5 protein-coding genes are annotated in these 12,668 nt (G+C 57.9%); all 5 read right to left on the bottom strand.

Annotation, left to right across the window (positions count from 1 at the left end; genetic code table 11):
- Positions 1 to 88: 88 nt before the first annotated feature.
- Entirely contained in the window at positions 89 to 649 is a 561-nt protein-coding gene (locus tag AB3U87_RS19180; protein WP_370733913.1) for an immunity 42 family protein, read from the bottom strand.
- Positions 650 to 743: 94 nt separating this feature from the next.
- On the bottom strand, positions 744 to 1,307 hold the full coding sequence (locus AB3U87_RS19175) for an Ail/Lom family outer membrane beta-barrel protein (protein WP_394150129.1): 564 nt from the start codon (positions 1,305 to 1,307) through the stop codon (positions 744 to 746).
- Positions 1,308 to 1,850: 543 nt separating this feature from the next.
- A complete protein-coding gene (locus AB3U87_RS19170) occupies positions 1,851 to 2,039 on the bottom strand; it encodes a VENN motif pre-toxin domain-containing protein (protein WP_394150127.1) in 189 nt (62 codons plus the stop codon).
- An 84-nt stretch (positions 2,040 to 2,123) separates the two neighbouring features.
- The gene (locus AB3U87_RS19165) at positions 2,124 to 2,387 is read right to left on the bottom strand and encodes a hypothetical protein (protein ID WP_394150126.1); all 264 of its coding nucleotides are present in this window, start codon (positions 2,385 to 2,387) and stop codon (positions 2,124 to 2,126) included.
- Positions 2,371 to 12,636, bottom strand: a complete 10,266-nt coding sequence (locus AB3U87_RS19160) for a hemagglutinin repeat-containing protein (RefSeq protein WP_394150124.1) — start codon at positions 12,634 to 12,636, stop codon at positions 2,371 to 2,373. Before AB3U87_RS19160 ends, AB3U87_RS19165 begins: the two co-directional genes overlap by 17 nt.
- Between the last annotated feature and the right edge of the window lie 32 nt (positions 12,637 to 12,668).

Raw genomic sequence — 12,668 nt, 5'->3', positions numbered from 1 at the left:
GCTTGCTGGCTTGCTGGCTTGCTGGCTTGCTGGCTTGCTGGCTTGCTGGCTTGCTGGCTTGCTGGCTTGCTGGCTTGTCAGGACAAGCTTATTCAGGTAATGGCGTAAGGGAAGAATAATAATTTTTTATTTTATCCAGAATTGCCGCTATTTCACTGCTGGCAAGGGTGATTTCAGCAATGTTCAGTGCCTTTTTATCGACCCATTCATAGCGGTCGCTATCCTTTTTTTGCACAAGGCGCTGCATTCTGGCTGCCAGGATCCTGACCATCTTGCCATCGGAAACAGCAAAAACAGAGGCGCCGCTTTCGGAAATATTTTCTGTATCTGCACGGTAAACAGGATCCCCTTCCGGGTACTCCTCCTCTGCCGTGCTTTCTGGCCAGGTCAGACTATATAAATATTTGAAAGCGTCAGGCGCGGGCATAGCGAACACCTCTGCATTTATCGGCGGCGTGTACAGGGCATTAGCGGGATCCAGGAGTGTATTAACATCCACACAGAGCGTTGCCGTCCTTAAATCCTGCGGGAAAAAGTTGCCGTCAATACTGTAGTAGAAAAGCCCATTGTAGAAAGAGCCTGAAGGAGGATTCCAGTCAGGAATACATTCAGCAAAAATGGCAAAACGATAAGGATCACCAAAAAACATTTTCTACGCTCATTGTTAATTGAATCATTTCGTTTCAATAGCTATTCGAGGTAATAAACCCCGACAGTTTAGCCGGGGTTCATACAGGGAGAAATCAGAAACGATACCCAAGACCGATATTAAAACCGTTTATCGCTACGTCATCATTGAATTTAACGCGCGTGCCTTCATAACCGATATTTACGGAAATATAGTCTGTCGGATTAATAGCCACGCCAGCACCATAAGCAAACGACGTTTTGCTTGCATTATCCTCTTCTGAATACGCAGAAAGATAGGTTGTTTTGTCTTCTACTTTTGTATGCGCCATACCGGCAAGGGCATAGAGGCTGACGTAGTCGTTAATACGCAAGGCCGGGCCAGCCATAAACGAGTAATATTTCACATCCGTTTTGCCATCATAACCGCTAATATCGTCAAAAGCCTCAACCCTTTCAGAATAGCTGTCATCGCCTTTCATATAGCTAAAGGAACCGATAATGCTGACGGGTGAATCCCATTCATAGCGGTACTGAACGTTGACGCCGCGAATATTTTTAAAATCTTCGACCTTGCTCTGTGCATAGCCAACCGACAAAGTATGGCTGTCAGCCAATACGCCGGTGCTGACCAACAGGCCACTACAAACTAATGCCAATGCGGTAATTTTTACTTTCATTACTCATTCCCTTTTTTACTGAGTTGATTAAATCCCTGTATTTGAGATGGGATTGTACTAAATTTCTTGCCGATACGTCATTAAAAATTGTTTTATCACTCGCCGTGAAGATGAGGCTGCCGCCCGCGCTGGTTATCTGCTGGCACAGCGGTCGTTGTCCTTTGAAACTTGCTTCAGTTTATAGCTTATATCTATCCACACATCATCGCCCTTACGGCTTTTTCCCTGTCGGTGCGTTCGCTATTATGTACGAATAGTTCATTGCATTTCCCTATAGATATAAACATGGCTAAAAAACCAAGGCTGACAACCATGTTTTACTTACTCTTTAAGGCTGTTGTAAAAATCAAAGACACTTTTTAAATCAGTGCTCCACTCTGATATTTTACGTCCATCTTCAACTACCACCTGGTTTTCCCGGACAGGTTATTCAATGCTTGCGGGCAGTAGCCGTTACCCGTTGCACACGAAGCCAGCGCCATTGCCGCATCGGCAACATAATCCGCTGAACCTGTTGCCGTATCGCCGCTATCCGCAATAGCATTAATAATTGCTGTTTGCTGTAGCTGATGCCGTGCCTTCACCCAGCTTGCCGCGTGCCTGTTTCTTCCACCATTCCGAACTTTCTTTGACTGACTGACGGGCGTTATCTCCACTCAGCGAGTTATTCTCAACCGCATTCTTCCCGGCCTGCGCCCCGGTCACCGCGCTGCCCGCGCCTTCTTCCGCCAAGCCTCCGACCGGCGTGCCCAGCGTTGCTGCTCAGGAAAAGCTAAGCGGTAAAAAAGATCCCAACTTGGTGGTCGGGATCGCTAATTACTGAGGATCAGATGGAGGAGATTTTCGGGCCTTTTTCTCGTCTATCTTCGCGAAAATCCACGCTCTCAGAGCCGCAGCTGTTCCCGCAATGATACTTGCAGCCAAAACATGTTCAATATCTGATTGATCAATACTCAATTTATGGTCAATGAGTAGTTGTATAATTATCATAGCCAAAGAAAAGAAAATTAAACAGCAGAAAATCATGTATACGATGCTTAAAAATAGTAAAATTATAGTTGGCTTATTTTTTCTTTTCATTGATCCCATCCTTTGTAGCATTACTAATAAATTCTCCTCCTACTGCACCTATAATATCACCGACAGGGGCAGAACCTGAGCCTAAAACAGGGTTAAATAACGGTGGTGCAATCAGGCCAACTGCTGTACCAAACGCCCATCCAGCGCTTGTGCCAGTTAAGGCACCCTCATCAGGCCCATCAGTAAACACAGTTCCTCCCAGGGAGATCCCTAAGTTGGCTCCTACCCCACGTCCTGGAGCCAGCGCCCCGGTAACAGCCGCAGAAGCACTTCCCCAGTAATCCCATGTTTTTCGCTGATATTCAGGCAGGCTCTGATTCTTCTTGCTATTGATATCAAACCATTGATAAGTACCATTAGCTATTTCAGCTATCGTTGCACCGGTCACGACTTTTCCGACACTTGCAACAGGGCCTAAGTAAGCCGCTCCTGCAATCAGCACACCATCCTTATAACCATTCACGATAACTTTTGTAATATTCGCACTTTCTGGCAAGTCACCTTTTGCATTTTTACTCAGTGCTGCACTGACTTTTTCTGCTGGAGCTCCTGAATTCATCATTGTTTCTCCCAAGGTTACTGCTGCATTACCGTAGCTGTTGAATCCTGAGGGCAGATTAAACAATTCATTATTCTCAACCGCATTCTTCCCGGCCTGCGCGCCCGTCACCGCACCGCCGGCACTGTCCCCGGCAAGCCCGCCCGCCAGCCCCGCCGCCAGCGTCCCCAGCGCGCTGATGGTCTGACGCTGCTCCTCGCTCAGGTCTGCACGGTCAACGCCCGGATAGAGCTGCTGCGCGATATACTCGCCCGCCGCGCCGCCTGACGCTCCCGCCAGCGCCGAACCGCCCGACGCCTGCGCCACCGCCGCGCCCAGCACCGCGTGCGCTATCAGGTTTGCCTCAACGTTAACCACTTCTTTGCCGTTTGCATCCGTGGTGGTGGTCGCTTTATGTATCAGCTCCGCCAGGTACGGCGCTGCACCGCCCGCAACGGCTCCCGCCACGTTGCCGCCCGCCAGCGCCGAGGCCGCCGCCGTCGCCGCGCTGATGCCCTGCTGAAGGGCGCTGCCCGTTCCCCACGGCGCCATGGCATTAGTGTAAGCCTGCTTCGCTATATCGTCGTAGCCGGGCGCCGTTTTCACCCCGTTCTGCCGCGCTTTTTCTTCCAGCTGCGTCTTCGCTGCCGCCAGCAGTTTCGGGTCCAGCTTCGCCTTCTCGCCCGCTATCTGGCCCTGCGTCCTCACGATATCGCTGGCCTGCAGGCCGATATCCACCACCGCCTGCACCGTCTCCACCCGCCGCTGCTCTTTCTCCCTGTCGAAGATTTTATCCAGACCCGGATTGGCGTTCGCCACGTCGCGGCTCAGGTCGTTCACGCTCTGCTGCTGCTTCTCACCGTTGCGAACGGTAATGGCGCCCTCGCTCACCGCCGACTTTGTCACTGACGAGGCGCTGCCGCCGCCGTTGATGCCCGCCAGCATCGTGCTGGCCAGGTTGCCGAGCATCTGGCTGCCAATAGGGCCGCCGGTACTCATGCCCACGCTCTGGTGTTCGACCTTATAGTCCGCGTGGTTTTCAATACTGCTGAAGCCCAGCGTGCCCGTATCCAGCCGGTTTTTATCCGCCGCTGCCGTCGAGCCGATAACCGCGCCGTTCAGCTGCGTGTGGTCGCCCACCGTCACGTCAAAGCCGCCCTTGCCCGCAAAGATGCCGGTTTGTTCGGCCACGCTCTGCCAGTTGCTGTGCATCTTGTCCCGGCTCAGGTTCACGCTGGCCGAGCCACCGCCGCCGCCGAAGGTATAGCTGGCTCCGGCGCTGGCGCTCTGCTGCCTGCTGTCGTAGCGGTCGCTGTCCTGCTCCGAGGTCAGCGTCAGGTTGCGCCCGGTGTCCACCTTCACGCTGTTCCCGCTGACCTGCGCGCCCTGCAGCAGCGTGTCGCGTCCGGCGTTCAGGCTCAGGCCGTTGCCCGCGTTCAGCGTCGTCTCGCTGTGCGTCAGGCCGTTGCCGTTAGCGCGCCCTTTTGCCGCGTTGACGCTGGCCGAGACGTTGAGGCCGGTGCCGCCGGAACCGGCGGTCAGCCCCACGCCGACGCTGCCGCCCTTGCTGCTGTTGCTGCTGTCGGTTCGCTCGCTGTTCTGCGCGGAAAGCAGGCTGATATCGTTCTTCGCCGCCAGCGTCATGTCGCCGCCCGCCTGCAGCTGGCTGCCCTGCACGGTGATATCGCCCCGGCTGCCCGGCTGCGCGCCGGTGGCGGTTACCTGCACGTTGCCGCCCGCGCCCAGCGAGCTGCCCTGCGCCTGATGGCTCTCCGTGCGAGTTTCGCTTTTAGACGACTGGCTGCCGTAAGAGAGGTTAACGCCTACGGTGTTGGTCGCGCCTTCCTGATAGCCCTCATCGCCCGGCTTCAGGCCCAGCGCATCATTATGTGCGGTTGCCGCAGCGGTCTGCGCGCCATCCAGTTCATACGCCTGCTCCGCCTGGGCGACGCTCAGCGCCGCTTTGGTGTTCTGCAACGCTTTCAGGCGGCCGTCGCCGGTATCCTGCGCCGTCTGCGCCACGCTGACTGCCGTGTTCAGCGCAGCGCCCACGGTGCCGGAAAGCGCCAGCGTCAGGCCGCTCTGCTTCTGCTCGGTTCTGGTCAGTGCGGTATGGCTGTTCTCCGCTGCCGTAATCGCCACGTCGCTGCCGCTGAGCGTCAGATCTTTACCGGCAATGACGTCACTGCCGTGGATGTTAAGCTGGTTACCGGCGCTGAGCGTCACGTTGCCGTCGCTGCTGCCAATCGTGCTGCCCTTATTGAGCGCGCCGTCCGCGTCAGTGGTGCTTTTCTGCATCGCCTGGCCGACGGTAAAGCCGATGCCGCCCGTGCCCATCAGGCCCGATTTTTTCTCTTCGCGCTGGTGATTTTCCTGGTGGGATTCAGCCGCGGTGGTGACTTTCAGATCCTGTCCTGCGCTCAGCGTCACATCCTGCGTGCCCGCCACGTTGCTGCCGGTGACGGTAAGATCGCGGCCTGCCTGAAGCTGTACGCTGTCGCCGCTGAACGTGGTGCTAATCCCCTGACGATCGTGTACCTCGTCGTGCGTTTCCAGGCTGCTGGCGGACAGCAGCCCTTTGCTGCTCTGCTTGCTGTGCTCGACCAGATCGGTGCTGCTGTTGCCGGTGCCTAAAGTGATATCGCGCCCGGCGCTGGCCGTTAGCGTACCGCCAGCCGTCACTTCTGCGGCGCGGGAATGAATATCCTGCCCCGCGCTGAGCTGCAAATCGCCTGCGGTAGTAATTCGTGTGCCGACATCGTTCTGCTGCGAAAGACGACGATAATTATCGCTGCCCCAGCTGTCGTTTTCACTGTGCTGCGTGGAGACAGTGCCCAGCGTCAGATCGTTGCTCGCGCGGATCTGTGTGGTGCCGTTTTCACCCGCATTAGCGATATCGCTACCCGCCAGCGTGATGTTATGCAGAGCGCTCAGCGACAGCTTGCCGTCGGAACCCTGCACGTAGATGCCCGCAGGCCGATCCACCCATCTGTCCGTGCCGTCGCCCCGCAGCGTCGCCTGGCTGGTAATATCGCGTCCCGCCAGCAGCGAAACAGATTTATCACCGCTGATGGTGCCGCCAAGGTTGGCGATATCCTGGCGAGCGCTGAGGCTGACCTGATTACCGTCAATATACCCGCTGTTGGTCAGCGTCTGCGCCGTCAGCTGCGTCACTTCACGCCCGTGGATAGTGCCGCTATTGGTAATATCCTTTTGAGCATTCAGCGCCACGCTACCGCCACCGAGCAACGCGCCGTCGCCGGTAAGATCGCCTTCTTTTACCTTCGCATAGACCTGCGGCACCAGCACCGTCTGCTGCGTACCGTCCGGCAGCGCGACCGTCTGGTTAACCAGCCAGACGATATCGCTGGTCAACAGCGCCATCTGCGCGGGCGTCAGCGCCACGCCGAGCGTCAGTTGGTATGTTTTACCAAAAGCCACGCCGTTATTCATCAATCCGCGGAACTGATCTTCATCATTGCTGTAGCCCGCGGTATAGCGACTGCCGGTCAGTTGCGTAATCTGATCGCGTACCAGGCGCTGTTCATAATAGCCGTCGCCCAGTCGCTTGAGGGTCTGGCTGCCGTCCGTCGACAGCGCGTTCTGCATATAGTCGCTGCCCAGCCACTGCTTCTGATTAACGAAGCGCGGATCGGTTTCCACCAGGTAGTGGCTGTCGCTGGCAGGCTGAAGCGAAAACAGGCTGTTGTCCGGCAGACGCGTATCCGCCGAAACGGCGCGGATAACGGGCGTAATGCTTTGTCCGTTAACCACCGCGGCGGGCAGCGTCAGTGAGAATTGCTGCCCGGCTGGCAACAGCAGCGGACGATCCTTCTGCCCGGCCAGCTTGTCCAGCGTCAGGGTGCTGTCGTAACGCGGTGCGATAACGGGTTGCGAAGCCGTATCGCCAGACGGCGTCAGCGCGACCGCCGTCGCCGCCTGCTGGCCGTTAATCGTGCCGACCGGCCCCGCCTGAATACTTACCGATTGCTGCTGTCGGTTGCCGGTCTGATAGCCGCTGCCCTGTGGCGCCGCGTTCGCCTGCCAGGCAAAGGTTTTCAGGTCGATGGTTTCCGTTACGGCAGCCGGACGATAGTTGCTGCTACTTTTACCTTGAGAAGTCTTGGTGCCGCCCAGTTTCTTTTTCTTTTTCTTGGCGTACCAGCGCACCACTTTGCCGTTATCCGTCGTGACGCGCGTTCCCTTCGTGGCCTGGTTATCCAGATCGCCAATCTGCCCACCCAGCGTGGCGCCAGCCACAATCTGGCTGTCATGATTGAACAGGCGATCGGCGGTAAAGGTCATGTTGCCGCCGGACAGGATTTTGCCCGGATCGCTCGATTTGATCTGCGTTTCCTTTACCACCCGCTGATAGGTGTACTCATAAAACTCGCTGCCGCTGGTACCGTCCGGCATGCGCGCGCTGTGCACCTTATATTTATTTTTATGGCTGGTATCCACCTCGCTCCAGTCGAAGCGATCGGTATGGCCTTTCAGCACCGCATCATGATGCTGAGCGTTTTCCGTGGTGACCGTTTTGGTGGTGAGGTTACGGTTGGTATTGTTGACCTCGGCCATGGCGATCGCCGCATCCCGTCCGGCTTCAATAGTCGCCCCGTCGTTATTGAGCTGCCGCCCCTGCCCGATGGCCTGATAGTTGCTGTCCAGCTGGCGACCGATATGCATATCGCCAACGCTGTAGATCAGGGCATGGTCGCGGTTGTTCACCGTATCCGCAGCCAGATCGAGGCGATCCCGTGCGGCAATCACAGCCGCTTTGCCGCCGTCGCTGAGGTTATTCAGCACCGTAGCGGCAATGGCTATACGATCGCCAAAAATGCGGCCGGTGCCGGTATTATTCAGCACGTTGGCTACAAGGTGCGTCAGCGTGCCGTCTATCAGGCCGGTGTTATTTAGCGTATCCGCAGCGGTGACGTGCGTTTCCTGCGCGCTGATTTCCCCTTTTTTGCCGTTAGTGACGTTGGGGGCAGAGAGCCAGAGCGCCTGCTGCGCGCTGATGGTGCCGTCATTGGTGAGGCTGCCGCCCGTAGCCAGCCGCAGCGTGCCGTTGGCTTTAACCTGGGAAGCATTATGGAAGTCGCCCGCCAGCGTAATGCCCAAATCACCCTGTGACAGCACCTGCCCGTCGCCGCTCAGCGAGGCGGCACCGATCTGGGCCTGCTTATCGGCAATCAGCGTGCCCTTACGGTTATTAATACTCAGCGCCTGTCCCTGAGCGGCATCCTGAACAATCAACGTACCGGCGGAGGAGATCAGCCCGTTGAGGTTTTCCAACGCCTGCCGCACGGTCAGCGAAAGCATGGCCGTTGCCTTCAGCGCGCCTTTGCTGTTGTCCAGCGTGTCTGCCTGTACCGTCAGCGTTCCGGCCTCAATGCCCTTACCACTCTTCTGCGTGTTTTGATTGAGCAGGCGTGGCGTGGTGATAGTCAACCCCTGCCCGCTCTGAAGCAGGCCGTCGCTATTATCAAGCTGCTGAGAAAGCGTTAACCGTCCGGCGTCCACACTTTGTAGCTGGCCGGACTGATTGGCAAGCTGCCCCGCGGTCAGCGTCAGCGTTCCGGCGGAAAACAGTTTGCCGCTCTGATTTTGTAGCGCATTCTGGCCCAGCGCCAGCGTCAGATCTTTTCCGCCCTGGATCTGTCCCTGCTGATTTTCCAGCGCGCCGCTGTCGATGCGGGTCGCGCCAGAACCGGCAATCAGGCCGCGCTGATTGATCAGCGTCTGCCCTGTGGTATCAATCGCGATATCGCCCGCAGATTGCAGTTTGCCGTCTGTGTTATTCAAGGCTCCGCCGCTAAAGGTCAACCCGCCGTTGCCGGCCAGCTGCCCCTGAACGTTGTTCAAATCGGCGGCCTGCAGCGACGCCAGATTGCCCGCCGCGATAAAACCGGTCTGGTTGTTAACCCCGCCGCTGCGCAGATCCAGATTACCCAAGGCGACAATGCCGTGCTGGTTGCCGCTGTCGGTATTAATCAGCGCCTGCCCCTGGGTGTCCAGCGTCAGATCGCTGCCTGCCTGTAACAGGCCGCCCTGGTTCTGTATTTCTCCTGCGGTCAGAGTCAGCTCCCCCTTACCGCCGCTCAGCGTACCTGCGCGGTTGTTGAGGTTTCCGCCGGTAAGCCGGGTCGCGTTTTTGCCAACGATCGTGCCCTGCTGATTATTTATCTCTCCAGCGTGAAGCGTTAACGTGCCGCCGCCGATCAGCTGGCCATTTTCATTAATAAAGGGATTACCCTGGGTATCCAGCCGCAGATCCTGCCCTGATTCCAGCAATCCGGCGCGGTTGTTCAGCGTGCCGGTATCCAGCTGCAAAGCGCCCCGCGCGCCCAGCTCTCCCTGCTGATGGTCAAAGGTCTGCCGATGCGTGTCGACTGTGACATTCTGCCCAATCATCACGCCGTGGTTGCCGTTGATTTGCCCGGTGTTGAGCAGCAGATCGCCTGCGGAGACAATACCGCCTTTCTGGCCACTGTCGGTATTGGTCAGCGCTGCGCCCTGGGTATCGAGCGATAATGCCTGGCCCGCCTGGATCAGGCCACGCTGATTATCTACCGCGCCGCCAGTTAGCGTCAGCGATCCGTCTGAAGCCAGCGTGCCGTCAATATTGCTCAGCGCGCCACTGTGCAGCCGGATATTGCCCGCTGCCGCCAACATGCCAGCGTCGTTATTTATATCGCCGCTGTTGAGGCTCAGCTCGCCGCCCGCGATGACGCCGCCCGACGCTCCGCTCTGCTGATTGGTAAGCGTACGGCCATGCGTATCAAGCTGCATATCACCGCCGGACTGAATACGTCCCGCGCGGTTGTTCAGTTCGCCGCTGTTCAGCCGCAGGCTCTCTTTCGCGCTGAGGCTGCCGTCCTGATGGTCAAACGCCTGCTCATGGCTGTCGATAACAACGTTCCGCCCCTGGATCGTACCCCGATCGCCCAGGATCCGCCCGGTTGCCAGATTGAGATCGCCACGAGAGACGATCCCGCCTCGTTCGCCGCTGTCGCGGTTATCAAGCGCTGCGCCCTGCGTATCAAGCAAGAGATCCTCACCCGCCTGCAACAGGCCCCGCTGATTATCCATCGCGCCGGTGGTAAGAGAAAGTGTGCGATCTGCCAGCACAGTACCGTCGGTATTCGTCAGCGCGCCGCTGGCGATACCAGCCGCCTGTGCGGCTATGATGCCGCCACGGTTATCAGTCTCGCCGCTGGTTAGGGTCAGCGTGCCGCCACTCAGGATGCCGCCTTTACCGCTGTCGCTGTTGATCAGCTTTTGTCCGTGCGTATCAATCGTCAGATCGTGACCGGACTGGATAAGGCCCGCGTGATTATCTGTCGCGCCGCCCGACAGGCTGAGCGTGTCCTGCGCGACTACATTGCCGCTGGCGTTGATAAAATCGCCCTGCTGCGTAGCCACTGCGATGCGATCGCCCAGCAGCGTGCCGCCGTGGTTATTCACTCCCTGACTTTGCGCCGTCAGCTGCTGGCTGGCTTCAATCCGCCCCCGATCGTTGTCGATAAGCCGATCCGTTTTTAGCTGCGCTTCGCCGCCCGTCGCGGAAATGCGTCCTTGCTGATTATCCAGACTTGCTGCGGCAAGGCGCAGATCCCGGTTGGCCAGCAGTTCGCCCTGATTATTGTTCAGCGCTTCGCCCGCGGTCAGAAGCAGATCGCCCTGAGCCGCCAGCAGCGTGCCGCGGCTGTTATCCAGACTGCCGGAAGCAATGCGCAGACTGCCGCCGCTTTCCATGCGACCATCCTGATTGTCCGCCGCGCCAGAGAGCGACAGCGTCATTTCACCAGGGCCGCGCTGGGAAAGCAGGCCCTGGCGGTGATCGAGCGTTTCCGCCGACAGCGTTACCGCCTGCGCCTGAGTATGCCCCTGTGAGAGATCGAGCCGCCCGCCTTTCAGATCCAGCGCCCCGGCCGACAGCAGCGCGCCCTGGTTGCCATTAAGCTGCGAGGCAGTCAGCGTCAGTGCGCCATCGCCAGCCAGCTGTATAGTCCCCTGCTGATTATCAAGTTGCTGAGCATCCAGCGAAAGCGCATGACCGTTACCGGCAATCAGCCCGCTGCGGTTTTCAATTTGTTGCGCTTTAAGATGGGTATCGCCTGCGTTAACAATCGTGCCCTGATTGTTGTGGATTTGCCCGCTGTCCAGACTCAGCGCCTCGCTGTTTTGCTGACGCAGCAGCCCGCGATTGTTACTGATGTCCCGGGCAGCAACGACCAGCTTTCCGGCTGATATTTGACCGTCATCGTTATTCAGTCGGGTAGCGGCCTGTATCTGCACCGTTTTGCCAGTCACCGTTGCGCCTGCGGTACTGATGTCGCCCTGGGTAGCGCTTAGCGCTATCCCATCCGCCGCAGTCTGGCTGCCACCCAAATCGACCCGGCTTCCGTGCGCCTGGATCCCATCGCGTGCCAGGTTTTTGCCCTGCGCTTTCAGCTCGCCCTGACTGGTTAAAACCAGGCTGCCGGGCTGCGTCAGCGCGCCGCTGTCATCAACCCCTGCTGCCAGCGCGCTTCCGCCATTGCTCTCGATCCCGTTGGCGGTCAGCGTCACGTTGCCTTTTGCGGCGATGGTGCCGTCATTATGCAGGGTGCCGTTAGAGGCCAGCGTGACCGCCTGTTGTGACAGGATCCTGCCGCTGTTGGTCTGGTCATCCTGAGTAGCGATTTGCAAAGCGGCCTGGCTTTGCAGCGTGCCGCTGTTTTCCAGCCGGCCATCTACGGTCAGGCGTAGTTCGCCCGCGCCGGCGCCCAGTTCGCCGGCATTGCGTACACCAACCCCTTTTTCGGTGCCGGTCAGGGTGATTTTGTTGGCATACATGCCGCCAAGCGCGGCGACGTCGAGCGCATAGGCTGGGCGAGCGGTCGCGTCGCTGGTTTTCACCGTGGTTACGCTACCTTCCGTAGCTACCTGATTTCGTCCGGTAACAACGTTCAGTTCTCGGGCGTGCAGCCTGGCATTTACCGCTACCGACTGTGCGACGATCTGGGTGTAATCGGCATCGCTGTCGTTTAAGCCTTTGCCCTCGATATTGATCCGCCCGCCGTTCACGTCAAAGCCTTTCAGCTGGCCGTTTTCCATAATCGGCTGGCCCGTGGTCAGGGTATTACGGCTGGCATTGATAAAACCGCAGCCGTTGCAGGTTATCCCTGCGGGATTAGCAATAACCACCGCGGCCCGCTTTCCGGCCACTTCAATAAAGCCGTTGAGCTGGCTGGGATTACGGCTGTTGACCTCATTGAGGATGACGCTGGCTTCCTGCTTTGACAGCCAGGGATTAGCCGCCACCATGCCGCCCAGCTGGGTGCGCGTGTTTTGATGACTGTTGTTCAGAATGGCACCGCGCTCGCCGACATCGAGCTGGCTGTATTGATTGCGCGAGACGCCCTGGCCGTTCGGCGTCTGGATATTAATTTGCGGCAGCCCGTTGGCGGTGGACATCACCGTCGGCTGCTGGTTGCCGGGCGCGCTGCTGTCGGCAACGATATTAGCCTGCGCAGGCAGGCTAACCGCCCCAGCCGCCAGCCAAAGCGCGAAACTAAGTGGACTGATACGGATCGGCTTTTCCGTACGCGAGTTGCGCTGACGGCGACGGGCAAGATGGCCGTAGCCGCTACGGGCAATGTCGGGCACCACCATCAGCATGCCGCGAACTTTATTGAAGATAATGCGATAGCAAAGCTTGTTCATAATGCGCACAGTCCCTTGTCAGGCAAAAGAAG

Origin of the sequence: Erwinia plantamica, assembly GCF_043420595.1 — a bacterium.
GTDB lineage: Bacteria > Pseudomonadota > Gammaproteobacteria > Enterobacterales > Enterobacteriaceae > Erwinia > Erwinia aeris.
The sequence above is the reverse complement of the archived record's forward strand: the minus strand, read 5'-3'. Positions and strand labels throughout refer to the sequence as shown.